Origin of the sequence: Planococcus maritimus (genome assembly GCF_001687625.2) — a bacterium.
Classification (GTDB): Bacteria; Bacillota; Bacilli; order Bacillales_A; family Planococcaceae; genus Planococcus; species Planococcus maritimus.
In genome coordinates, this window is sequence record NZ_CP016538.2 from 3,093,734 (window position 1) to 3,118,378 (window position 24,645).

Genomic DNA, 24,645 nt, shown 5'->3' on the forward strand with positions numbered 1-24,645 from the left:
GAATTTTGATTGATTTGCTAGTTTTTCTGTTCACGCTTTTATTATTCTTCAATCAAGCCTTGTTCAATTAGAAAATCAACAGCGACATCTCTCGGCTGGTCACCGTCTTCGTCCACTCGGGCATTCATCGCAAGCATTTCCTCTTCGCTGATCTCACCTGCAAGCCCGTTTAATACTTCTTCTAGCTCCGGATAGTCCTCCAATGTTTCGAGCCTAACGACCGGAGCAGCATCGTATTTCGGGAAAAAGTTCATATCGTCTTCTGTCGTTTCCAAGTCGAACAAACCAATCCGGCTGTCCGTCGTGAAAGCAGGAATGACATCTACGTCCCCGTTGCGCACTGCTTCGTACATAATCGCAGGATCGAAACTTTCAGTTGCGGAAAACTCAAAGCCGTAAGTTTCTTTCAAGTCTTCATAGCCGTCCCCTTCACGCTCGTAGATAGAATGCGGACCGCCGAAAGAGACGTCCTGGGATTTGGATAGTTCGGCCAACTGAGAATAAGTTTCTGCATCAAAACCGCTGTCTTTCGAGTATGCTAGCGTATAGCCGTTTTCAAATCCAAGCGGCTCGAGCCACGTCGCCCCAATTTCTTCTTCATAGCCTTCACGCACTTCTTGAAGCACTTCTTCAGAGGATTGACCGGCTTCTGATTCGCGTTTTAATACATCTTTCAACCCCGTACCGGTGTATTCAACATACATGTCGATATCTCCCTGTTCGAGAGCGGGCGTCAAAATAGCGACTTCCCCAAGGCCATCCTTATACTCAACTGTGTAATCTGATTGTGCCTCGATGTATTCTCCGAGAATATAAGGCAAAATATATTGTTCTGTCCACGGCTTACCCCCGATAACAATCGGCTCTGACTCCGCTCCCGAACCGCAGCCGTATAGCACTGCCGAAGATACTAAGGCGAGACCTATCAATTTCTTGCTCATTAGTATTTCTCCTCCTGTCTCCATTTTATGTAACCGCTCGAAAACGGTTCTTTCTTATTTTATCAGAACTTTCTTGAAAACTTACATGATCCCTCTCACTGTTGAAGAGGCTCAGAATGAAAAGGAACTCGTTGTTCATAGCATTTTGAGGAATGATCTAATCAGATTTACCAGTTGAAAAAAAGACTATCCCAAAAGTCATCATTTATGACCTTTGGGACAGCCTTTTTAAAATATGTCCTAAGTGAAGCGATCAATGATGTCCGCCAGCCTCGTGGCCATCCATATGTCCACTTTGCTGATTTCCGGCGTTGTCCTCCGCTTTTTTGACTTGTTCTTCCGTGACCTCTCCTACTTGGAATTGGCGCTTCGGCATGATGTGCAAGGATCTGGCCGTTACATGTGTCTGAACGCTGTAAACTGCGGAATCCTCGAATGTTTGGCTAATCTCGTAAATTCCTTCTCCGACATGATCTGCTTCTACTTGAATGCTGTCGCTGCCTTCACTATCATTCCATAATTCGAATACCACTTCGTTAGCATCCGTAACTGCCTCAGTTCCTTGTGACACTGTAACTTGAAGCTGGTATTCCTCACCGGGATCCATTTCTCCAGGCAATTGGATGTCTGCCTCGATGATTTCTGGAACTTCCGTATCCGTGGCATTTTCTGCATTACAGGCTCCCAAAAATAACAATGCACCTATGAACCCAATCAGTTTGATTTGTTTCAACACGATCTACTCCTATCTTTCTCTCATTTATTTTCCGTGAAACCAAGCTTTGACTCGCGGGATCCGTTTAATGATGACTCCGTCTACTACTAAAGCAGCGAGGATGGAAAGTCCAACCAGCGGCATAAGGAGCCCGCCAATGAGCATGATGCCGAGAACCATCCAAGACACTTTGCGGTCCATTGGCTTTTTCGGACTCCCCAGCCCATCCGGTTTTCTTTTTCGCCACATGACAAGTGAACTGATGGCCAGCAGGATAACAGCCAAGCATATCAGAAGCCCAAGCAATTGATTGGGCCAGCCGAACAACCGCCCTTCGTGAAAGGCGATTCCAGCCGTAATCGCTTTCGCCAAAATCCCATAATCTCTAAAGCGCACATCGGATAGTACAGCCCCGCTGTATTGATCTACGTGAAGTGCCGCGTTATCCCAAGGCGCAGCGTGTGAAGCCGCGATGGTATAAACACCTGTTTCCTCTGCAGGCAATGAAATCGTGTAGGGCAATTGGATATTTTCCATAGAAGCAATCATGTCTACCTCATCAATCGAAATGCTTTGATAACCAGTCCCTGAGACCGGCATGATGTCATTTTGCGAAGCCCAGGGCACATCTTCTGCTGCATCCACCGCTCTCACCGTTGACTCAGGTTTTTCTCCGAAGGAATGAGCATACTCGGGATATCCTGAATTGGTTGAATTCGCCAAACGGTCGATCTGCCCGCCCATGACACCAGACCAAGGCAAGCCACTGACAATCAGCAGCAAAATCAAAATCGAAAACCAAAATGCCGGCACTGCATGCAAGTCACGCCAAAACAAGCGGCCGCGTGCACGCATTCGCGGCAGTAGCGTTCCCCAAATACTGCTCCGTGTGCGAGGCCACCAAAGATACAGCCCCGTAGCGAGCAGGATAATCGTCCAGCAAGCCGCCAATTCCACCAAGCGGTTGGCGAATGTTCCGCCTATAATTAATTCGCTGTGCAGCTTCTTAAAAAGTTCCGTGAACTTGTCGCTGACGACTAACTCGCCTTGGAACTTGCCAGTATACGGATCGACATAGACCGATTTGGCAAGCTCCCCGTCCATCACCGACAGCTCAACCGTGCGATCTTTTTCTTCATAGCTTTTCACTGCGGTGATCGCTGCTTCTGGATAACGGCTTTGGACAATCCCAACGATTGCCGAAGGAGCGAGCCGCTCTTCCATTACTTCTTCCACTTGAAATTGGCTTTGGTAAAGCACGCCTTCGATTTGTGGTTTGAATAAATACACCGCTCCGCTAAACGCCAAGACAATCAAAAATGGCGCAGCAAATAAACCCGCATAAAAATGCCAGCGCCAGATGGTTTGGTACCAATCCCTGGAAGGCTTTTTCTTCTCTTTCATTTCGCCTATTCCTCTTTTCTCCAGACACCGAATGCTGCAACCAGGTGCCTTACCCCAGATCGCCTCATTCTTTACTGTCTCGTTCATCCACTAAAACTTACCGGACAAATGTGAAATAAGGATGAAATCAAGAAATGAACTGCCAAGAAAAGAAATACATCGCGGATTGTGTGGATAAGGACCACTTGCTTGCACTACTTCACTTTCAGAGATTTGCAAGCTTGCAGATACGTTCTTTGGCCAACTTAAACAAGCAAATTTCCTGGGGCAACGCTTAACTTTTAAAACAAATGGTGTTGTCCAGATCGAATACAACTTATATGGTTAACCCCTCATTTTCATTTGAGCTTTCTTAGATCAAAAAAAGAAGAGTGCTGTTATCAACTCTTCTTTCTTTGCTTCTATGTGGTTTCCGATCATCCGGCAATATGTAAACCGACGCTCTCTTAATTACTCTGATAAATGAAAGAAAGTTTACTGTTTTGAATTCAAGTTGTTCAAATTAACTTTAAAGAAAAAATGATTTTAGTCACTTAAGTGAAATACCAAACTTCTCAATTAGATCTTTAAAAGCTGGTCTTTCATTCCCATCTCGGCCACTCACTGCTTCTGCCGTCGCTAGTGAATTCAGCACGGCTTCCTCCGTCGCTTCTCCCACGGCTCTAAAAGCCAAATCCATATCTTCTTCATGAATTTGAGGAACTGCCATACATTTTTCGGGTTTATCATGTGGAATCTTCGTAGCTGTTGAAAATCCAATGACGATTTCACCACTTCCATTGGTGATGATTGAGCCGGTTCTAGATAGTCCCGCTACGGACCTTTTGATGATCCGGTTCAATTGTCTCTCAGACACCGGAAGATCCGTTGCCACAATAATCATGACAGAGCCTTTGTCCTCTTCTTTATAGGATTCTTGGATAGCCGTCTTCAATTCTTGACCGACTGCTTTGCCCTTGATTAACAAATCACTCAAAATCCCGAAATTCGATAACACCAAAACCCCTATGGTGTAGGTTCCGTGATTCATTTCAATCAGTCTAGAAGCAGAGCCAATCCCTCCTTTTAGTGAATAACAAAGCATTCCAGTCCCAGCGCCCACTGTGCCCTCTTGAAATTCAGATGCAGTATTTTCAAGCGCTTGGAGAACATGTTCCGGCTTTACAAACTTTGCTCTTATATCATTTAAAAACATGTCATTGCATTCACCAACGACGGTATTCACAGTTCCAGTCGTGCGTCCAATTTCCGGATTTTCTTTTAGCATGTAGTCAATTGCAGTATCTGCAGTTACTCCAACACTCAGTGTGTTCGTTAAAAGAATAGGTGATTCTAAAGTACCTAACTCCTTCATTTGAATAGTACCTGTCGTTTTTCCAAAACCATTAATCACATGACTAGAAGCAATCAGTTTCTCTTTAAAGATATTTCCCTGATGCGGCAATATTGCTGTGACACCAGTTTGCATCTCATTATGGCTTAAGGTCACATGCCCGACGGATACTCCTTCAACATCGGTAATCGCATTGCGTGTACCCGTTTCTAATTGACCGATTTTCACCCCGTAATCGCGAATTCTTTTTTGGTTAAACATTTAATCGCCCTTTCGCATGTACTTATTTCTCTGCCTTTGATTATACAGTTAGCTTTCCTTATGTTTGGAGTATTATCGATAAAGAACGACTATCCTTTTTTTAGAATAAACTTTCATAGACAATAAAAAAAGAAACTCATGTTAGAGTTTCTTCGCTTCCTATAAGGGGTCATATGTAAACATACCACACAATCAAAAACAGTTTATTTCTTTCGATACCATCCTTATTAATTATTAGCTGCAATAAACTCATACAACTCTATACTTAACTTTTGTGCTTCTTCAGATAGATCTTCAAAGCTTTTCATTTCTGAAATAGCTCTTTTACAAAACCCGATTTTGTCAGAAACAGCTCCTGATGTTGAGGAGTAGCTCCCTTGGCGATTCTTGTCTCTGATAACTTTTTCTATAAATCTACCTAGTAGTTCGTCTCTGTAAGTTTTGCTACTAAAATTCTTAGTGAACTTCAATTCGCTCACTTTAACCTTTTCATAGCTAGCAATTACTTTCTTCAATGTCGTAGCTGTAAGAATATTTTCAATTTCTCTACACTCCAAGCAATAATAGCGCTCACCAAGTGCTTGAGCTAATTTTGACTGGCGAGTTTCTTTTTTCTTACTGTCTTTATCAGTAATTAAGAATAGAGTTCCACAAACTCTACTTTCATTAATAGATTTAAAAATTTCTTCATCTTCATTTTCATTTTCATCTAAAAAAGACCAATGGGTAATGTTATTTCCACTATATTCTACAAATGAGTAATGAATATCTTCTTTATAAACTGGGAATTTGTCTAAAGTCTCTTGATATAGATTGAGAAAATGTCTTATATAATACCTGTCTGTAATACCTTCTACCCAAATTGTGCAATTTGATAAAAACACTGCCGAATTTTTGACTCCTAGCATTTTTAGTACGTTATCGTCTTCATTACTAACATTCTCAATAATAAAAGTTGCGTTTTTTTCTCGAGAATCAACATCTTCTAATTCTTTGTTAAATGAGTAAATCGACATTTTATCCATATCTAATGTCATGTCTAGAAAGTGGTTGGAGTGGGTAGTTAAAAAATACTGATAACCATCAAAGTTTTTATGTGTTATTATCTCCAAGAATTTTCTTTGCATCCCTGGATGCAAGTATAACTCTGGTTCTTCTATGAAGAATAAAAGATTCTCTCCTTTATATTTAAATAAAGGAAAGGTTAGAATAATTAATGATTGAATTCCATCCCCTAAGTTATAAATAGGATATTCTTTCTCAGTGCCGATTTTAACAAAAAGAACATCTGACTTTACGTTGGGTATAAGTGCAACCTCCTGTCCTTCAAAAAAACTATCTCCTATAAATTTTTGGAAATCCATTATTTTTTCTCGATCTTTTAAATTCCCCAGTAATAGGTTCTTTACTTCTTCATATAACTCCAGTCCAGTAAAAATTTCTAAACTTTCATCCCCAGGAAAATAATCTTTCTGAGTACGGGTTAAATAATAATTTTGATTATCCTCAAAACCTCTTAAACCTCTGAGGGTTGGTATGTATACACGTTTAAAATCAATTCTCTTTTCACTAAAAATTCCAACCAACTCTACTTCAAATTCAGTAGCAATCTTTTTCAGTTCTACTTGTATTGCATTGTGGTCAACGAAATTAACTAGACCGGATGAAGTAATAGATTGGGTACCACTAAGATTCTTAGCGTAGTCAATCAATTCATAAACGCTAGATAAAAAATCATCGGAATCTTTAATAAATTTATAAGACGTTAAGTGCTCAATGTTGTCTTTTTTTAAAATTCCATATCCCAAAATGTGTTTGGAGTCTAAAACAGATATTAATTTATTTTTGAAATTCTTAACTGCTTCGTTGAGTTTCGGTAGATTGAAACTTGCTGGAAAAAATAAAAGATCTTTCTCTGTAAATAAAGATCTCAGCATTCTACTTTTCCCTGAATTATTAGTTCCAACTAAAATATTAATTTTGGAAAGATCATCTATTTTCATTTCAGCAGTTCCATGTATTTTGTAGTTAACGTATCTGTCTTTACTTAAAACTATTTCCTTAATGTGATATCCCATTTTGTACCTCCGCCTTTCGATTGTCTTATTTACAATTTACATATACTAGATTAGCTACTTAACAATGTATCTTACAACTCGTTCTCATACTAACATTAATTCCCATGTAAATATAATACAATACTCTTAAAGAAGCGTTCGTAAAAGTACACTTTCGCGAACACTCCGAAACGGACTGAACATTAACAAAAATAGCGTTCGTAAATGCACAAAATATCTTTACGAACGTTCACTAATCCTCAAACACTTTTACGAACGTTTTTCGATTTCCCTCTGCTTCTCTTTCACCGACGAGCCATCCTCAAAAATTATTTAACCAAAGAAAAACTGCCAGGAAACTTCCCGGCAGTTTTAGCTATCTTTAGATGGAATTTTCTCCAGTATTCATACGTGTTACTTTATCTTTTTCATTCAATTCATGAAGCAATTTTTCGCCTTCGATGTCTAAATCCGGGAGAAGCTTGTCGAGCCATTTCGGCAGCCACCAGATCTTATCGCCGAACATCGACATGACGGCCGGAACGAAGATCATGCGGATGAGAAAGGCATCGACGAGGATGCCAAACGCCAGGGCAAAGCCAATTTGTTTGATCATGATGTCATCGGTAAAGATGAAACCAGAGAATACGGAAACCATGATTAATGCGGCAGCGACGACTACTTTACTGGCCGTCTTGTAGCCACTTATAATAGCTCCATCTCCTTTTTCACCATGGATATAGGCTTCACGCATCGACGAGACGAGGAAGACTTGATAATCCATGGCGAGGCCGTATAGGATGCCGGTGACCATGATTGGGATAAAGCTCAACAACGGTCCGCCGGTGTCGATTCCGAAAAGCGATCCGAGCCAGCCCCACTGGAACACGGCTGTCGTGGCGCCAAATGTTGCCATGATGCTCAATAGAAAACCGACTGTTGCTTTGATCGGGATGAGGATCGAACGGAACACGACCAATAGAATGAGCAATGACAGTACGACGATAATCGCGATGTAGATCGGGAATACTTCAGCGAGTTTTTCCGAGATGTCGATATTGATCGCTGTTAAGCCAGTCACGCCAATTTCTGTGTTGGTATTTTCAGTGGCAGCAGTATCTGTCCGCAAACTTTCCACCAATTGCTTCGTCGCTTCATCTGTCGGGCCATTTTCCGGGATGATGCTGATGATGGCGATCGTGCCATCTTCATTGAAGCCGCCTGGAGATACTTCCGCTACGCCGTCCAACTGTGAAATATTAGCGAGCAGCTGGAAATATTCCTGCGGATCTACTGCAGCCGCGTCTTGGTCTTTCGCCACGACGAGCAGCGGGCCGTTGAAGCCTTCGCCGAAGCTGTCGGAAATAACGTCATAACTTTGTCTGACAGCGGTGTCTTTATTGGCGCTTTCACCAGAAGGCATGCCGAGGTTCATCTGCGCGACCGGCACTGCGAGGGTGCCAAGAATCACGATGACCAGAAGAATGGCGACCCATTTCATTTTCAATAAGCTTGTGATCCAAGCTCCGGAAAAGCCTTGTTTGGAACCCTTGCTTGTTTGTGCTTTATTTCTTGCTTTAGTCGAGACAATCCGCTCGCCAATCAAGCCGAGCAATGCCGGCAGCAGTGTCAGCGCAACAAGCACATCAATCGAGACGGTCAGTGCCGCAACGAGTGCCATACTGCTGAGGAACGAAATGCCGATGACCAGCAAGCCGCTGAGTGCGATGATGACGGTTAAGCCTGCAAAAAAGACCGCGCTGCCCGCTGTTCCGACAGCACGAGCTGCCGCTTCTTTAGCAGGTAATCCTTGTTCCGTGATCAGTTTGCGCTGTCTGTTGACGATAAACAGGGCATAGTCGATGCCGACTGCGAGACCGATCATCAAAGCTAGAACCGGTGTCAGGCTGTTGATTTCGAACATGCTCGACAACGCGAATGTTCCGCCGACACCTACGCCGACGCCGATCAATGCCACGACCAGCGGCAAGCCTGCAGCGATGAGTGAACCGAGCGTGACGATCAGGATGACCGCTGCAATCGCGAGCCCAATAATTTCATGCGTACCGCCGATCGGGATATCGACGCCTTGCAGCGCACCCGTCGGAATGACTGTGATGGAAGAATTTTCTTGAGCGATATTTGCGGCATCCGCAAGTTCTTCGCGTTCCGCTTCACTCAAGTCTTCCGCTGTTTTGGTCAGTTGGAACTGGAATAATGCGACCGTTCCGTCCTCTGAAATTTGGATGCCCGGAACCGGCATTTCTTGAACGATGAACGGCCGGTGGTTGACTTCAGACGCCGGAAGCTGGCTCATCATCTCTTGCATTGACTGCATCTGTGCCATTGCTTCCTCGTCCTGCAGCATGTCCATTGGATTGACTACATGACCTAGTTCATAAATTTCATTTACAGCCATAGCTAAAGCTTGGGCATTAGCCGGATCGTCAACGGCTTCCCCTTCCGGCACTTCGAACAAATAACTGCCTTGCCCGCCGGATGCTGCCGGGTACTCTTCCGCCAATTCGTCCAGCACGTCTTGTGCGGCGGTTCCGTCAATTCTTGTTTCACTGCTTGTATTCACGCCATTCGTTACGATAGCGGTAATGATGACGCCTAGAATGAGCAGCCAGCTGGCAATGAAAACCCAGGGCTTGCTATAGGCTGTTTTTCCGATGCTGTAAAAAAATCTCGACACATGTGCAACTCCGTTCTCTATTTTTGTTAGTTAAAGCCTTTGCGCAAATGAGCAAAAACGATATCGATGTACTGATTAAATTCACTATCTGTTTCGCTCTTTTCGTCGTCTTCGGGTAATTTAACAGCGATACTTTCGTCGAGAACCGGCAAAATCGCCCCGAACACCGCGCCGATCAGAATATGGTAATACTCTTCCGGATAATCGCTGCCGAACTCTTCACTGATGCCCCGTTTCGCAAAATCCTGGACTTCCATCAATGCGCCCGTCACATATAACTTGAGCGTCGGCTGGTTTCGCGACAGCGAAATGATCCGATTAAGCCTTCGTAGTTTATTGATCGTAAAACTGCCTCGGATATACAATTCGATCGTATCCAAAGGTGTATAATTTTCCGTGCAAAAGGAGAATTGCTCGTCGCGCTCTAAATAATCATTCATCGTTAGGGAATTGGCGATTGCTTCTTCCTTGCATGAAAAATAATTGGCGAAAGTTCTTCGCGAATAGCCTGCATTCGTGACGATATCTTCCACAACAAAACCATCCACGCCGCGTTCCACTGCCAAGGTAAAGGCAGCTTCTGCCAAAGCTTGTCGTGTCGCTATTTTTTTCTTATCTCGTAAACCGCTATCAGTCATTTCATCACCTCATTTGTAATTCTTCCATGTTATATCATAAAACTTGCACAAAGAGCAAGTTTTCCCATTGCGCAAGTTTATTCTTCCTAAACGATTGTGAAATAAGCTACTAATATGCACGAATTAGGCAAGTCGTTTCTCGCCCCGAAATCAAAAATGAATAAAGGTTTCTAGAAGCGCGGCAAAGATTCTTTTTAAATTGCTCGATGTCCGTAGACATAAAAAAAGAACGTTCGAAAGCGAAGCTAACCACTTTCCGAACGTTCTTTTCTATCGCATGAAAACCACTAAATAGTTTCATCCATTACACTTAACTTCTACTTAACACTTAACGATGGTTCTTCCTAAATGCTGCCCGTTCTTGATGGCTTCAATCGTTTCCGGTACTTCTTCAAGCGACACTTCATCGGTCAAGGTCGTTTGGGTGATATTCCAGTCCGTCGCCATCTTGTCCCAAATAGCTCCACGTTTTTCGATCGGCACATTGACCGAATCGATGCCGAGGAGATTAACGCCTCTCAAGATGAATGGCAAGACGGTCGCTGATATTTGGAGGCCGGCCGCGTTGCCGCACATGCTCATGCTGCCGTCGTAAGAAATTTGCGGAATGAGGGTTGATGCCACGTCTCCACCGACAGTGTCCAGGACATAGTCGAATTTCGGCTTATTCAATGGCTTTTTCAGTTCGCCCAGGTCATCCGGGAAAATGGTTTGTGTCGCTCCGAGCGATTTTGCTACTTCCACTTGATGTTCTTTGCGCACCAATGCGGTGATATTCGTGTAGCCAATTTTCGACAGGATCTGCAACGCGACACTGCCGACACCGCCCGTAGCCCCTGTCACCAATAATTGCGGATTGTTGTCAGGATTCATGCCGTTTTGCTCAAGTGCCTGGATGGATAATGCCGCTGTAAATCCAGCCGTTCCAAAAACCATGGCCTCTTTTAAGCTCAATCCGTTCGGCAATGGGACGATCCAGTCAGCTGGCACGCGCGCATACTCCGAAAATCCACCGGTATGGCTCATGCCCATTTCAAATCCTGTGACGATCACTTCCTGGCCTTCGTGAAAGCGTTCATCCCCTGTATGTACGACCGTTCCGCTGAAATCGATGCCTGGGATCATCGGATAGTTGCGGATAACGCCTGCATTTTTCTGCACCGCAAGCATGTCTTTGTAGTTGATCGACGAATAGGCGACTTTAACTAACACGTCCCCTTCGGATAGCTGCTCTTCACCCACTTGTTCTGCTCCGAATACGATTTCTTCTTCCTGTTCTTTTACAACAATCGCTTTAAATGCATCCATTGTGATTCCTCCTCATGTTTTTTCAACAAAATAGTTCGTTCACAAAATTGTTTTCACACAAAACCTAACATGATATGATGGACATTGTCAATTTGGAGGAGATTTTATGGAATTAACTGAATGTGTCAATTACTTATTAAGTGTTAGTCAAAATAAAGTATTCAAGCATTTCAGCGGCTTATTGGAACAATTCGGATTGACTCCGGCCCAATACGGCGTGTTGAACTGCTTATGGAGAGAAGGGCAATTATCGCCTAAGCAAATTGCGGAATCCATGCATCTTGAAGCCACTACTGTGTCCGGCGTCCTGGACAAGATGCAAAAAGCCGGCTTTGTCGAACGTTCAATTGACCCGGGCAACCGGCGCAATGTGTGGGTCGTGGCCACGCCGAAAGCCATCAGCATCCGAGAACAAGTCGAGTCTGCGACAGCACAGATGAATCAAGCTGCCCTTCAAAACGTGTCTCCGAGCGACCGGGCTGCCTTGCTCAGAGGGTTAACTGCCATCGTTGAGACAGAATTATAAGTCAAATTTGACTTCTTTTTCATACGGGTTATAATGGAAAACAATATCTGCATAACGAATGTTCGCCCAATCTTGGCGTATAAGAACAAAAGCGATGATAAGAACGAGTACTTGTGACTGAAGCATACAGAAAGCGGCCGGTTGATGAGAGGCGCATGCGGTGTCCAGGGAAATACCTCTTTGAGCTGTGTACCGAACCTTTAGTAGGCTACACCGGAGTTGCATCCGTAATCCATGCAGGAGTATCGCTTCGGCCGTACTTTCCAAGGGAAGCTGTGCGAGCAGTTTCCAAACTAAGGTGGTAACACGCATATCCGCGTCCTTTAGGGTTTTTCCCTAGAGGGCGCTTTTTTGTATTCTGATCGTTTTTGCGATATGGCCCATTCCAAGACAAGGAGATGTTAGCATGCGACTCACACCCGCTGAACAATTGAAAATCATCGAAAAAGGAGCCGCCGAAATCATCGACGAGGGCGAATTGCTCCAAAAACTTGAACGTTCATACAACGAACAGCGCCCGCTGACGATCAAGCTAGGGCTAGACCCATCGGCACCAGATATCCACCTTGGCCATGCCGTTGTTTTGCGCAAAATCAAGCAATTGCAAGACCTCGGCCACCAGGCGGTCATTCTGATCGGCGACTTTACAGGGCGCATCGGCGACCCTTCCGGCAAAGCCAAAGGACGGACTGCGCTCAGTGATGAAGCGGTACGGGAGAATGCGGAAACTTACTACGAACAAATTTTCAAAGTGCTCGACAAAACGAAAACAACGGTGCGCTTTAATAGCGAATGGCTGTCGAAGCTGAATTTCGAGGAAGTCTTGAAGCTTGCCGCAAGCACCTCGGTCGCGCGCATGCTCGAGCGAGACGATTTCCAGAGCCGCTACCAAAATCAGTCGCCAATCGGCCTGCACGAATTTTTCTATCCGCTCATGCAAGCCTACGATTCCGTTGAAATAGGGGCCGATATTGAAATCGGCGGCACCGATCAAACCTTCAATATTTTGATGGGCCGCACGCTTCAAAAGCATATGGGGCTGGAAAAACAAGTCGCCATCTTCATGCCGATTATCGAAGGGCTCGACGGCGTGGAAAAAATGAGCAAGAGCCTTGGCAATTACATCGGCGTCAGCGAGGCGCCTGAAGTCATGTTCAAAAAAGTCATGGAAATTCCGGATCCTCTAGTCTTCAAGTACTTCGAACTGACGACAGATGAGCATCCCTTAGCGATTGAATCCTTGCTCGACCGGCTCGAAGACGGTGAAAATCCGCGAAATATCAAACTCGAACTCGCTGAAATCATCACGGGGCTTTACCACGGAGAAGAAGCGATGAAAAAAGCGAAACTTTACTTCGAGACAGCTTTCCAAAAACGCGAAATCCCAGAAAACATTCCGTCGCTCCTTGTGGAAACCGGCAACGAACGCATCGAAGACATCATCCCGCAATTAGTGGAACAGGAATTCGTCCGCAGTAAAAGCGAATTTCTGCGTCTGATCGACCAAAACGGGATATCGTTTAACGGTGATAAACTGACACGCGAAGAACTCGGTACCGCCATCCAGAACGGCGATGTTCTACAGATTGGCAAAAAACGCTTTTTGCGTTTTGAAAAATAAGGACAGAAAATGAGAGTGACCGAAAGGAAAGACTGATGTCCATTGCGACGGACGCTTTCCGCGGGCCACAGGATGTGGGTCATGCAGCTGGCGCGACAGGACGTCGCGTTGCCAGCTGCCAGGGCACCATGTAATTTCGTTGCTCCCACATCTGCAATGCAGATGCGTCGCAAATAAATGAACTCAGTTCCACTTCGTTCATTTATTCGCCGTCTCCATTTCCATCAGCTGTTGTGAAACTAAAAAATATAAGAAAGCCAGACTTAATTAAAACAGCCGGAGAAAAAGAATCTTTTTCTCCGGCTGCTTCATTTTATATACATATGTGACAAACCCTTGTTTGCTTTATTTTTTATACTGCATGTAAACGACTTGTGTTGCTAGGAAATCTTCCATGCCGTGTTTGCCATCTGCCCCGCCAAGGCCGGATTGGCGCATGCCGGCGTGATAGCCTTGCACTGCTTCGAAGTTTTCGCGGTTGACGTAAGTCTCGCCAAACTTCATTTCATTGACGACGCGCATTGCTTCGTTCAGGTCGTCTGTATAAACGGAAGAAGACAATCCGAATACCGTATCGTTGGCCATGTCAATCGCTTCTTCAATAGTGCTGAAGGTAGTCATTGGCAGCACCGGACCAAAAATCTCTTCACGCATAATATCAGAGTCGTGCGAGACGTTTGTCAAAATGGTCGGCTTGTAGAAGAAGCCGGCATTCTGATCTGCGCGCTCCCCGCCTGTTGCAACGGTCGCTCCGTTCGCTACAGCATCTTTGACCATGCCTTCGACTGTCTCTAAGCGGTCCTGGCTAATCAACGGTCCCATCGTAACATCTTTGCTTTCTCTCGGATCGCCAAGTTTTGTCGCTTCGAATGCTTGAACCAGTTTTTGAGTGAATTCTTTCGCAACGCTTTCGTGGACATACAAGCGCTCGGCATTCGTGCACGCTTGCCCGCCGTTTGCGAGTCTTGATGTGGTGATGGCTTTTGCGGCCAGCTCCAAGTCGGCGTGTTGCGTGACGATAGCTGGGGCTTTACCACCAAGTTCGAGATTGACCTTGGTGATGTTTTGCGCTGCCGCTTCCATTACTTTCGTGCCAGCCGGCAAGCTGCCCGTCATGGTAATCATTTGGACCTTTTTGTGCGAGGCCAGCACGTTACCAATTTCAGAACCGGTGCCGGTCACGACATTGTAGACGCCTGCTGGAATTTCTTCCATTGCATCGACGAGTTTCGTGAATTCCATAGCAGTGTTCGGAGTTTGTTGGCTCGGCTTGATGACAATCGTGCAGCCTGTGACGAGCGCAGTCGCGACTTTCCTTGCCAAGATAAAGATCGGGAAATTCCAAGGAATGATGCCTGCTACGACGCCAATTGGCTTTTTGTATACTAAGATGTTTTCATTCGGACGGTCGCTTGGGACGATCTCCCCTTCGATGCGTCGTGCCCACTCTGACATATAATGGAAATAATCAATCGCGAGGTCGACTTCGCCACTCGCGAGTTCATAGTCTTTTCCTTGCTCTTCTTGCAATAAATCGATAAATTTGTCGCGATTTTCAGCAATTTTATCGCCCAGCTTACGGACGATTTTCCCGCGTTCGATGTTTGGCGTCAGTTCCCAAGCCTGCTGGGCCTGATGTGCTGCTTCTACTGCTTTGTTGACATCTTCTTCCGTGCCTTTTGGAATCTTGGAAATCACTTGTTCCGTTGCCGGATTGATAATGTCGATCCATTCGTCTCCAGTAGATGTTATATATTCGCCGTTCACGTACATTTGGTGAGTTCGCAAAAGATCTCCTCCTAATTTTTCTAATTAGTAGGTTTTTCCCTTTATGGTTACCGGTAAACTTGGCCTTCTGCACTAAGCTGCTTAGACACGGCGTCAGGTCTTTCCTAAAAATCGCGTTTCCACTGCTTCTTCATATCCTTTCCTTACACGGTAAGCCTTGGCATATGGGCGTGAACTGACAGCGTCGTGTAAGCCATCGCCAATAAAATGAAGCGCTACGCCGTCATCTGCGGCGAGCCCAGGCTTGATCTGCTCTTGCTGGAGCAGCCGCTGGAACACCGGGCGTCGGTCTACTTCCCCGTCGTAATGAGGGCAATTGCTGCCGGACAGAAGCCCTAGACAAGCCAATGGGTGAAGCTCTTCGCCATAAGAATCAGTCACGCCTTGTTCGAACCAGCAAATTGATCCCGCACTAATGCCTGCCAGGATGATTCCTTGATTCCAGGCTTTTTCGATAATCCGGTCCAAGCCCCACTCCCGCCACAGCGCAAGCAGATTTTTCGTATTGCCCCCGCCGACATACAGAATATCTTGTGATAACACAAACTCTTCGAGCGCCTGTGCGGGCGGCTTGAACAACGATAGATGCGTCGGCTCACAGTTTTGCTGCTTGAAGAAATCGTAGAAGCGTGCGATATAGCTGTCCGCGTCCCCACTCGCCGTCGGGATAAAGCAGATTTTCGGTGTTTTTTCCGGTGATTGTTCTAGTATGTATAAGTCGAGCAGGGGATTGTCTGGCTCCATCGAGAAGCCGCCGCCGCCGAGTGCGATAATTTGTTTCATTAGGTTTCCTCCTGGCATTTGTAGGTGTCTAGTTTTCTTCATTCAAGCGCTGTAGTTCTCCTGCCACTTCCTTCGGTTTTACTCGGATAGTTTGCAAATCTTCCAGCCTGACCCATACGCCCTTCTTCAATGAGTACGACCGACCCTCTACTCCCCATACAATTCTTTCTCTTTTTGTTTGCTTAACCGAATGTAGTATGGAAACAACACGATCAGCAACAGCCCAATCGTCCCGCTCATATACCCGAGACCCATTAAAAACCCGCCATTCTCAAACGACACATATTGTCGTTCACCACAAGTCGCACAGGTTTTGCCGTCCTTTGCCATGCCTAGTTTCCAGACGTCTTTCGCTTTCCATTTGGTTCCACAATTTGTGCAATGCGCCATACGTTTCACCCTTCCTTCATTTGCTTTCTTTTATTAAATCATAAAGCCTTCACTTGTCTTGTGCTTCTCAATGCCTTTGATTATGTTACGCTCGTTTCCGGTAATGGTTTCACAATCACCTCAGAAATCCCCACTAAAAAGCCACCAGAAATTTCCTGGCGGCTTTTGTGCATAGTAATGAAATTTATTCACTGATAAACAAAAACACTTGCTTGTCTTCCTGTCCTGCTTCTCTGGCAAAACGGTCGGTATAATCCAACCATTTCGCGCGTTCTTGGCGGGCTTCGATTTTGTCGCCGAGTTCCGCTTCGATGTGTTGCATCATAACGGAGACTTCTTTAAACGAACGATTAAAACGGTAGGCCGCCTGTTCAAACGGCGAGTGGAGGACTAGCAACTGGCGAAACTCTTCGACCGTCGCCGCTTGTTCAGCCAGCTCATCTTCCAGCTCGGTGATAAAGCGGTACAATTGTCGCTGCTCTTCTCCTAGTTTCGCTACTTCGCTTTTTAATAAATAGGCAATCATTCCGTCGTTCATTGCCTCCACCCCTCTTTCACGATATTACCAGCTTGATTTTTTGACGCCGGGAATCTGCCCTTTATGTGCAAGGTCGCGGAATGCGATGCGGGACATGCCGAATTTGCGCATGAAGCCACGCGGGCGTCCAGTTACTTCACAGCGGTTTTTCAAGCGGGTCGGCGACGAGTCTTTTGGCAGTTTCGCCAATGCTTCGCGATCGCCTTGCGCTTTCAGTTCTTTGCGGAGTTCCGCATAGCGCGCCACCATTTCACGTTGTTTTTTATCGCGTGCGACTTTTGATTTCTTGGCCATCGATAGGCTCCTCTCTATTATGCAATAATTTTCGGTAGATTACTTTGTTTCGCGGTGCAAAGTCACTTTTTTCAAGCGCGGGCAATACTTCTTCAATTCGATGCGCTCCGGGTTATTGCGCTTGTTTTTCGTCGTCGAATAATTGCGGTCGCCTGTTTCGGTGCAGGCCAGTGTAATGTTCACTCTCATATTAAGTTCCTCCTCATTAATGAATAGTTGATGTAGCCGGCAGTGGATCGTTAAATCGGCTCCAATCCTCAGTCAGCTCTGATTCTGTCAGCAAGCAGTCATTTAAAGACCGCACCATTTCCTGTTGGTTCATCCTAATGCCGATTAATACAAGCTCAGTCATTTTCACGCCATAAGTTTCGTCCCACGCGCCTGCCGTCTCCAAACTTGCAGCAGGACCTGCCTGCGACAACAAAGTAGCCGTCTCGTCACGTGTGGCGATGCGCAAAAAACCTTTGGCACGGACGATTTCCACCGGCCAGTCCATGATCCAGTCAAACAAGCGCTCCGGATGGAACGGGGTTTTGCTTCGGTAAACGAACGAAGCGATGCCGTATTCTTCCGTTTCTGGTACATGTTCTTCGTTCAGCTCTTTGATCCAGCCCGCACCTTGGCTCGCCTGGTCAAAATCAAAACGTCCCGTGTTGAACACTTCATGAAGCGGCACCTGTGAACGCTCCGTGCGCAAGATGTTCGCTGACGGATTCAAAGCGCGCAGCACGCCATGGAGTTCTTCTGCTTTTTCTGTTGTCAGCTGGTCCGTTTTGTTTAATAAAATGACGTCTGCAAATTCGATCTGGTCAATCAGCAAATCAGCAATTTCCCGTTCATCAGATTCTGTCGCGCCTTCTTTTCGGTCGAGCAAAGTTTCACCGGAAGCGAAATCACGCCAGAAGCCATGCCCGTCCACGACCGTCACCATCGTGTCGAGGCGGCACATAGCAGACAGGTCCACCCCAATCATTTCGTCCATATAGCTGAAGGTCTGTGCGACCGGGAGCGGTTCACTGATGCCGGACGATTCGATGACGATATAATCAATCTCGCCTTGCTTCACCAATTTTTCGACTTCAACGATCAAGTCTTCACGCAAGGTGCAGCAAATGCAGCCATTTTGCATTTCGACCAGTTTTTCGTCTGTGCGAGAAAAGCCGCCGTTTTGGACGAGCGCACTGTCGATATTTACTTCGCTCATGTCGTTGACGATGACTGCGACTTTCATTCCATCTCGATTCGATAGAATATGATTCAATAACGTCGTCTTGCCTGCGCCCAAATATCCGCTCAAGACAGTAATGGGGATGCGCTTATCCATCTTATCTAACTCCCTTATGATCTCAATCAACAAATCGTAACGATTACGTTTTATATATTAAAGCGCTTCTTTCATTTGTGCAAGTATTTTTTCAGCAGAATCTTCATTCTGCTTTTTCTAGCTGAGGCCACTTCTACCGAAATCACTTGTCATTTCCTCTTCCAGCATGTATATTGTCTACAACAAATCGTAATAGTTACTATTTAAAAATCAACTGAAGACAATTTTTATGACAAGACTCAGCTTATTATATGTTGAGCGGTTGGGAGAGACATGCTTATGCACAAATGGATTATTATCGGCGGCGGCATTCAAGGAACGACGCTGGCCACTTTTTTACGGAAGCAAAAAGGCGTGACGCCTGAAGAAATGGCAATCATCGATCCTCACAAGGAACCGCTATCTGAATGGAAACGCTGCACCGAAGCCATCTCCATGCCATTCTTGCGTTCGCCTTTTGTCCATCATCTCGATGTGGATCCCTTTTCGTTGAATCGTCACGCCAAGGCCAGCCCCTTTAGCGAAGACGCCTCATTTCTCGGCAGATTCAAACGTCCCTCTTTGTTGTTGTTTCATGAACATTGCGAGCATTTAGTACGCGAACAGGAAATCCGCCGCAGCTGGATCCAAGGACGCGTAGAGTCAGTCAAGCGCTTGGAGAATGGCTGGCAAATCCATTTGGAGAACGGGTCACTTGTTAGGGGAGCCAATGTCGTCCTGGCAATCGGCGCAGGTGAGCAGTTGCACTGGCCGGCGTGGGCCCAGCAATTACAGACAGAGTCACCCGGTTCGATCTTTCATGTATTCGACAAGGAACTGCCAAAGTTCGACGCTTCACAAGCCCCTTTACAATTATCGGCGGCGGCATCACAGCGGTGCACTTGACTTTGAAGCTTCACAAGCAGTTTCCTGGGCAAGTGACCTTGTTAAAGCGCCACCCATTTCGCGTGCATGATTTTGATAGCGACCCAGGATGGCTTGGCCCCAAATACCAACAAGCTTTCCGCAAGACACGTTCTTATACGCAACGCCGAGAAATGATTGGACACGCGCGCCGAAAAGGGTCGATACCTCGAGACTTGAATGCAAGAATGCGCAAGCAACTCCGGCAATTTCCGGAACTGGTCGCAGACGGCCATGTTTCTAGAGTCCAACGGCAACAGAATGTCACTTCACTAATCGATGAAAATGGGACACTGCTTCGCCAAACAGGCACTGTCATTCTAGCAACAGGTTTTCAAGCACAGTTGCCAGGACACGACTGGTTGTCGCCTGTTATCGAAGAGCAACGCTTAAAATGCGCCGAATGCGGCTATCCTGTCGTCACACAAACTTTGCAATGGGGCCCTGGGCTGTACGTGATGGGGCCGCTTGCAGAACTGGAAGTCGGGCCGATCGCACGCAATATTTCCGGCGCGCGCGAAGCCGCTTCACGCATTCTCCAAGTACATTAAAAACCCTGCCATTACGACAGGGTTTTCTCCGTTCCAAGAGTATTATTTCTTATGCCCACCGATCAGTTTTGTCCGGTCAATCGCTGTCCCTGCCTCTGTTCCAGATACTCCCCGGTAAATCGCGGTCGGACCGTGTTTGCGCTTGATTGCATCCATCGCCGCGCCCAGGCGACGCCTTTGCCATTTATCCGCTTCGAACAAGCTCAGCTGCATCGAGGTTTCGTCTTCCAGATTGGTGAGGGACAACGAAATTTGCCGAACCGGCTGGCCGGTGTAAAATTCTCGGAACAGCTCTTTGCATACGGCGTAGATTTTCAAGGTGTCGTTGGTTGCTTCTTCGATGGAGCGTGAGCGTGAGAACCCGCCGCCGTATGACGTTTTGCTGTAGCTCATACCAAGATGGATCGTGCGGCCGGCCATGCGCGCTTCTCTGGTGCGCATCGCGACGTCTTCGCACATCTCGAGCACAATCGTTAGAATGTCTTCTCGCGTTTCATAATCGCGGTAAAGAATCTGGCCTTTCCCGAAGCTTTTCTGCCCTTCGATGAGCAAAGAGCCGAGTTCTGAATAGTCGATACCGCGGGCGTGCTGGTGCAATTGATGGCCCATGATGCCAAAACGGTCTTCCAGCCGTTTAACATCGGCTCGCGCCAGGTCACCTACAGTGAAGATGCCCATATTGTTCAAATTACGTTCCATTTTGCTGCCGATGCCCCACATTTTGCTGAGCGGGGAAACCGGCCATAGTTTTCTCGGCACGTCTTTCATCGTCCAATGCGCGAGCCCTTTCTTCTTGCCTTCCAAATCAAGCGCAAGTTTTGCCAGCAGCATATTCGGCCCGATACCGACCGCTGAAGGCAGGCCGAACTGGCTCATGATGGAGTCCTGCATGTCGATCGCGGCTTTTTCCGGAGTGCCGTATAAATGAACAATACCCGACAAATCGATAAAGCTCTCATCGACGCTATAGACATGGATGTCTTCTTTTGGGACGTACTGGGCGAACAACTCTGTAATCGCCATTGAGATCTCCAAGTAAAACTGCATTCTCGGCTCAATGAGCAGGATATCGGGATGGTCTGGAATTTCGAACAGCCTCGTACCCGTTCTGACACCAAAGCGTTTTTTCATTTCTGGAGAGGCTGCGAGCACGACACTGCCTTTTCGTTCCTGATTGCTGACGATGGCAATGCAGGCTTCCATGGGATCGAGGCCATGTTCGACCGCTGAACAGCTTGCGTAAAAGCTGCGCATATCGATGCAAGCGATGTAGCGGGGCTTTCCTGATTGTTTTGCCATGTCGCCACTCCATAAAGAACATTTGTTCTTATTTTATGTGAAAAGCGGAAAAGCGGCAAGAGCATCACAGAAAAATTTAAGAAAGACTTGGCCGCAAGTGTACGACACTTATTGCCAGCCACTCAAAAAACCCAACTCCTTGTCAGGAATTGGGCTTTCGTATTTATCGATAGGTGTGTATCGAGAGTTTAGGAGTGTGCGATTCCTTTCTCCAATAACGCAATAAGTTTTTCCGACTTTTCGACAATCGATTCGCTGATGTCCGCCTCAGACTCTTCACCATATCCAGTTGCAAGGCTCGTCGTCAGCTGATAAATACATTCAGCTATATACGATGCATCCAAGTCCGGAGCAAGCTCCCCTGAAGCGATGCCGTCGAGGAGCAGCTCTTCGTACAGGCTTACCATATTGGGCCGATCTTCTCCCAACATAGCTTGCATCAGCTCGGTATTTGCATAAAAACTCTTGGCGATTTTTTCGTATAGAGGGTGATGCGCCGCAAACAAAGCTCCTGCCTTTATAAATTCCCGCAAGCTATCAAAAAAGGAGCTGACTCCCTATTGAACAAAGGAGCCATATACAGCTGCTTTTGTTTCTTAATCGTCGACAGTAGGTAAAGTATACATCTTCTTTGTCCTCAAAATAATCGTAAAAGCTGCTTCTCGGAACGCCGGCGCCTTTATAATGGCGCTATTTTAACTTCTTCAAATGTTGCTTTCGCAAATTCCTGCATAGCGGCGGCTATTAAACGATCTTGTTTTTGCTCTGTCAATTTGAAAACGTTGATTTTGGCATTTCTTCACTCCTGCTTATGGTCGTCTAGTATATCTTGGATATAATCCGCCCGCTTGTTGCAACCCATTTTCCAATTGAATTTCTTTCTGTATCTGCTCTGCCCGTTGATCCGCTCTTTGTTTTCAGTTGTTCCAAGGCGAGAACTAAATCGGACACCTTTAGATTTTTCTCCGCAGCGGCTTTACCGAATAGCCCTTTTTGTACAGACGACTAGCCAGAATGGCTGGTCGGCGTAAATGGCAGGATCAGCTGCGGCACCCGCTGAGCAAGGCTTCCGCCGTTGTCCCCACGCCGCCATGGTGGACAATGCCGGCCGCTCGCTTGAATAGCAATCGATGGGGTGCCTGATCGACAGCGAGTATCTGGTCATCTGGATCGAACACCATCCCGCTTGTCCCGATTAATACAATGGCCCGGTTCTCTGTCTCTTTGATCGCCTGAATCAACTTTTGTTGAAAATCGTGCGGATCTGTTAAAGGCATGGAACTAAACGAAATGACGATAGGCTTTTTCCCTGCGCTTAAATTCTTCAATTTCTTCAGATAGCGTTGCGCGTCCTAAATCCATGAAAAAAACCGGATAAAAAAACACGCTGATTCCAGCTGTCCACTTCCTTAAACAGAAATGGGCTGAGAGGGTAAAGAATCGGAATGGAGGAACCATCCACTTCATACGTATACCGGCCTGCTTTTCTTTTTGGCAATTTCAATGTTTTTTCCCGAAAGTCATTGATTTGCTTTATGAAAGGCCGTTCGCTTAACATCACTACTTTATAAGACCATTTGTTCAATAACGGACCGAAGTTTTTATTCGGGGAGATCGTGAAGTTTGGAAATTCCGTTATCGGATACATGATGGGAACAGGCGGCAAGCAGAGTGAGGAAATGTTTTGCTGAACAGCTATATCGACGGCACCCAGGGCTTTCGGATGATAGATGATTAACGCTGCCCCTTGCGAAGCTGCGTGGAAATCATCCATGCTTTTCCTATATGCCGGGGTAATCACTCGTTTGGAGAATTTGAACATTTCAATGAGTTTAAAATTCCCTCCGTTAAAGACCTTGCTTCCTTCCTCACTCTCCATAATGGCCATTAAATCAGCTGATGCGGGGTGAAAAGCAATTCCGTTGCCTTCTATGAATTGTTTAAAGCTGGCGCCAGTGCAAATCGTTACTTCATGGTTTCTTTTTATCAGTTTTTTGCCCAGCGCAACAAACGGTTGCACATCTCCTCTGCTGCCTAAAGTCAACATTGTGATCTTCATTTCCCCACCACCTTCCCTTTTCGAACTCCACCGACGACAGTGTCGTCGGAATAACTCGATTATCTGTGGCTCTTGCTTTTTTGTCAAGATTTGCTTTGCGGCTCTGTTTTTGCGCAGCAAAACAGGCTTTCCTGCTAAAGGAAAGCCTGTCCATTTCAATGATTCTCTTTTAATCCGTCAATATACTGTTTCGCTTCAAGAAGAGAATAGCCAAATGCGACACGTGCCGCTTTTACGGCACGAATTTCCTCGCCCTCTGCGATTAAACGACGCAGTTCCTCATTGATTGCCGGCTCTTCCAACGTCACTTCCGCTTCCAATTGCTCCATGCGTTTTGACATATGCTTTATGCGCACCTCCAATGCCTGAATCTGTTGATTAAGCACCACATATACGACCCAAACAGCGACAAAGGCTAAGCCGACGAGCCACATTGATTCCATGTTTCCCGTCATTTAGCGTTCCAGCCGATCCAGAAATTTCTCGAGCCGGTCAACGCTTGTCAAGCGTGCATTGCAAGCCGCTTCATCCGCACAGATATACTGGCCGTGCTTGACGTAGCTATCGAGACTCGCCCCTTTGGTCTTGGCCATAAACAAACCGACCGAGCTGTGTTTGTGGCAAATCATGCAGACTCCTTGCTTGCGGCTCGCGCCGAATTGGCCACTCACTGCCTGGAGACGGCCGTTTCGTTCAGCCACCAAAAAGCGGTTGGTGTTCTCCTGCCAGGACAAATACGACAACGAGTGGAAATCGATGGCTTGGAGTTTTGGCCCTTTCAACCTTTTTGCTTTCGGAAACAGGCGTTTCAAGTTATCGAGATTAATGGTTGGAAAAGGAATCAAATAAGGGCGCAGACCAGACAGAAACTCTTCTGCAGCGTGAGTATCTTTTACGGACGTTAATGGACGCAATACGTTTTTCTGCTCTTCTGTCAGCGCCGGGAACATGGCGAATACTTTTTCATGGCTCAAATGGCGCAACACACTCAGCACTTCCGCATCGTTAGCTGTGGCATGCGCCGTCACCAGCGCCAAAGCCTGCTCTTTGATGAAATTATATTGATGGTTTCGGATAAACGCCTCGGGTTGGCCTGAAACATTTGTCCGGTCCGTCGATTCTTTGATGATGGTCATCGTTAGCCTCCTCAGAAGGTATGACTTTTCTGTGATTCTACCATATTTTGCCCGTAATCGCAGAACAGGCACCCTGAA

Annotated in this window: 25 protein-coding genes and 1 other annotated feature; of the genes, 4 read left to right on the forward strand and 21 right to left on the reverse strand. The window is 46.1% G+C overall.

Annotated elements, in window-relative coordinates; all coding sequences use genetic code 11:
* Positions 1-41 precede the first annotated feature (41 nt).
* From BBI11_RS15310 to BBI11_RS15345, 8 genes are all read right to left on the reverse strand, one after another.
* Positions 42-941, reverse strand: a complete 900-nt coding sequence (locus BBI11_RS15310; protein ID WP_068465434.1) for a glycine betaine ABC transporter substrate-binding protein — start codon at positions 939-941, stop codon at positions 42-44.
* 253 nt (positions 942-1,194) lie between these two features.
* Complete coding sequence (locus BBI11_RS15315; protein ID WP_068465436.1) at positions 1,195-1,674, reverse strand: FixH family protein; 480 nt, start codon at positions 1,672-1,674, stop codon at positions 1,195-1,197.
* A 27-nt stretch (positions 1,675-1,701) separates the two neighbouring features.
* On the reverse strand, positions 1,702-3,060 hold the full coding sequence (locus BBI11_RS15320) for a PepSY-associated TM helix domain-containing protein (protein ID WP_068465438.1): 1,359 nt from the start codon (positions 3,058-3,060) through the stop codon (positions 1,702-1,704).
* A gap of 529 nt (positions 3,061-3,589) precedes the next feature.
* Positions 3,590-4,654 carry a DmpA family aminopeptidase gene (locus tag BBI11_RS15325; RefSeq protein ID WP_068465439.1) on the reverse strand — a complete coding sequence of 355 codons (1,065 nt, stop codon included), beginning with the start codon at positions 4,652-4,654 and terminating at the stop codon, positions 3,590-3,592.
* A 227-nt stretch (positions 4,655-4,881) separates the two neighbouring features.
* Entirely contained in the window at positions 4,882-6,732 is a 1,851-nt protein-coding gene (locus tag BBI11_RS15330; RefSeq protein WP_068465440.1) for an AAA family ATPase, read from the reverse strand.
* A gap of 361 nt (positions 6,733-7,093) precedes the next feature.
* A complete protein-coding gene (locus BBI11_RS15335) occupies positions 7,094-9,409 on the reverse strand; it encodes an MMPL family transporter (protein WP_068465441.1) in 2,316 nt (771 codons plus the stop codon).
* A 26-nt stretch (positions 9,410-9,435) separates the two neighbouring features.
* Positions 9,436-10,047, reverse strand: coding sequence for a TetR/AcrR family transcriptional regulator (locus BBI11_RS15340; RefSeq protein WP_068465442.1), 612 nt, complete (start codon positions 10,045-10,047; stop codon positions 9,436-9,438).
* 321 nt (positions 10,048-10,368) lie between these two features.
* Positions 10,369-11,355 carry a YhdH/YhfP family quinone oxidoreductase gene (locus BBI11_RS15345; protein ID WP_068465444.1) on the reverse strand — a complete coding sequence of 329 codons (987 nt, stop codon included), beginning with the start codon at positions 11,353-11,355 and terminating at the stop codon, positions 10,369-10,371.
* Positions 11,356-11,461: 106 nt separating this feature from the next.
* Between BBI11_RS15345 and BBI11_RS15350 the strand changes: the two genes are divergently transcribed.
* Both BBI11_RS15350 and tyrS read left to right on the forward strand, forming a co-directional pair.
* Entirely contained in the window at positions 11,462-11,881 is a 420-nt protein-coding gene (locus tag BBI11_RS15350; RefSeq protein ID WP_068459196.1) for a MarR family winged helix-turn-helix transcriptional regulator, read from the forward strand.
* A gap of 85 nt (positions 11,882-11,966) precedes the next feature.
* Positions 11,967-12,208 (forward strand) — a binding site (T-box leader).
* Between the two features lie 79 nt (positions 12,209-12,287).
* On the forward strand, positions 12,288-13,502 hold the full coding sequence (gene tyrS / locus BBI11_RS15360; protein ID WP_068459198.1) for a tyrosine--tRNA ligase: 1,215 nt from the start codon (positions 12,288-12,290) through the stop codon (positions 13,500-13,502).
* A 345-nt stretch (positions 13,503-13,847) separates the two neighbouring features.
* Here tyrS and aldA read toward each other — a convergent pair whose 3' ends face one another.
* The 7 genes from aldA to BBI11_RS15395 all read right to left on the reverse strand — a co-directional run bounded on the left by aldA (position 13,848) and on the right by BBI11_RS15395 (position 18,619).
* The gene (gene aldA, locus BBI11_RS15365; RefSeq protein WP_083389130.1) at positions 13,848-15,290 is read right to left on the reverse strand and encodes an aldehyde dehydrogenase; all 1,443 of its coding nucleotides are present in this window, start codon (positions 15,288-15,290) and stop codon (positions 13,848-13,850) included.
* Positions 15,291-15,383: 93 nt separating this feature from the next.
* Positions 15,384-16,073 carry a Type 1 glutamine amidotransferase-like domain-containing protein gene (locus tag BBI11_RS15370; RefSeq protein ID WP_068459203.1) on the reverse strand — a complete coding sequence of 230 codons (690 nt, stop codon included), beginning with the start codon at positions 16,071-16,073 and terminating at the stop codon, positions 15,384-15,386.
* Positions 16,074-16,220: 147 nt separating this feature from the next.
* A complete protein-coding gene (locus BBI11_RS15375; RefSeq protein WP_068459206.1) occupies positions 16,221-16,463 on the reverse strand; it encodes a hypothetical protein in 243 nt (80 codons plus the stop codon).
* Between the two features lie 184 nt (positions 16,464-16,647).
* Positions 16,648-17,001, reverse strand: coding sequence for a hypothetical protein (locus tag BBI11_RS15380; protein WP_068459207.1), 354 nt, complete (start codon positions 16,999-17,001; stop codon positions 16,648-16,650).
* A gap of 24 nt (positions 17,002-17,025) precedes the next feature.
* A complete protein-coding gene (gene rpsN / locus BBI11_RS15385) occupies positions 17,026-17,295 on the reverse strand; it encodes a 30S ribosomal protein S14 (protein WP_068459210.1) in 270 nt (89 codons plus the stop codon).
* Positions 17,296-17,334: 39 nt separating this feature from the next.
* Complete coding sequence (rpmG, locus tag BBI11_RS15390) at positions 17,335-17,484, reverse strand: 50S ribosomal protein L33 (protein WP_058382433.1); 150 nt, start codon at positions 17,482-17,484, stop codon at positions 17,335-17,337.
* 16 nt (positions 17,485-17,500) lie between these two features.
* The gene (locus tag BBI11_RS15395; protein ID WP_068459212.1) at positions 17,501-18,619 is read right to left on the reverse strand and encodes a GTP-binding protein; all 1,119 of its coding nucleotides are present in this window, start codon (positions 18,617-18,619) and stop codon (positions 17,501-17,503) included.
* A gap of 279 nt (positions 18,620-18,898) precedes the next feature.
* Here BBI11_RS15395 and BBI11_RS16650 point away from each other — a divergent pair, with 279 nt between their 5' ends.
* Both BBI11_RS16650 and BBI11_RS16655 read left to right on the forward strand, forming a co-directional pair.
* Positions 18,899-19,504 (forward strand): FAD/NAD(P)-binding protein, encoded by a 606-nt coding sequence (locus BBI11_RS16650; RefSeq protein ID WP_237150291.1) that lies wholly within the window; start codon positions 18,899-18,901, stop codon positions 19,502-19,504.
* Positions 19,495-20,073: an NAD(P)-binding domain-containing protein gene (locus BBI11_RS16655; protein WP_237150292.1), complete on the forward strand. Its 579-nt coding sequence runs from the start codon at positions 19,495-19,497 to the stop codon at positions 20,071-20,073. Before BBI11_RS16650 ends, BBI11_RS16655 begins: the two co-directional genes overlap by 10 nt.
* A gap of 42 nt (positions 20,074-20,115) precedes the next feature.
* Here BBI11_RS16655 and BBI11_RS15405 read toward each other — a convergent pair whose 3' ends face one another.
* The 6 genes from BBI11_RS15405 to BBI11_RS15430 all read right to left on the reverse strand — a co-directional run bounded on the left by BBI11_RS15405 (position 20,116) and on the right by BBI11_RS15430 (position 24,567).
* The gene (locus tag BBI11_RS15405; RefSeq protein ID WP_068459216.1) at positions 20,116-21,372 is read right to left on the reverse strand and encodes a Y-family DNA polymerase; all 1,257 of its coding nucleotides are present in this window, start codon (positions 21,370-21,372) and stop codon (positions 20,116-20,118) included.
* A 188-nt stretch (positions 21,373-21,560) separates the two neighbouring features.
* On the reverse strand, positions 21,561-21,905 hold the full coding sequence (locus tag BBI11_RS16540; protein WP_167358176.1) for a hypothetical protein: 345 nt from the start codon (positions 21,903-21,905) through the stop codon (positions 21,561-21,563).
* 507 nt (positions 21,906-22,412) lie between these two features.
* Positions 22,413-22,700 carry a glycosyltransferase gene (locus BBI11_RS15415; protein ID WP_156889091.1) on the reverse strand — a complete coding sequence of 96 codons (288 nt, stop codon included), beginning with the start codon at positions 22,698-22,700 and terminating at the stop codon, positions 22,413-22,415.
* Between the two features lie 5 nt (positions 22,701-22,705).
* Positions 22,706-23,431, reverse strand: coding sequence for a glycosyltransferase (locus BBI11_RS15420; protein WP_068465452.1), 726 nt, complete (start codon positions 23,429-23,431; stop codon positions 22,706-22,708).
* Between the two features lie 155 nt (positions 23,432-23,586).
* The gene (locus tag BBI11_RS15425) at positions 23,587-23,874 is read right to left on the reverse strand and encodes a hypothetical protein (protein WP_068465456.1); all 288 of its coding nucleotides are present in this window, start codon (positions 23,872-23,874) and stop codon (positions 23,587-23,589) included.
* Between the two features lie 12 nt (positions 23,875-23,886).
* A complete protein-coding gene (locus BBI11_RS15430; protein ID WP_068459221.1) occupies positions 23,887-24,567 on the reverse strand; it encodes a FusB/FusC family EF-G-binding protein in 681 nt (226 codons plus the stop codon).
* Positions 24,568-24,645 lie beyond the last annotated feature (78 nt).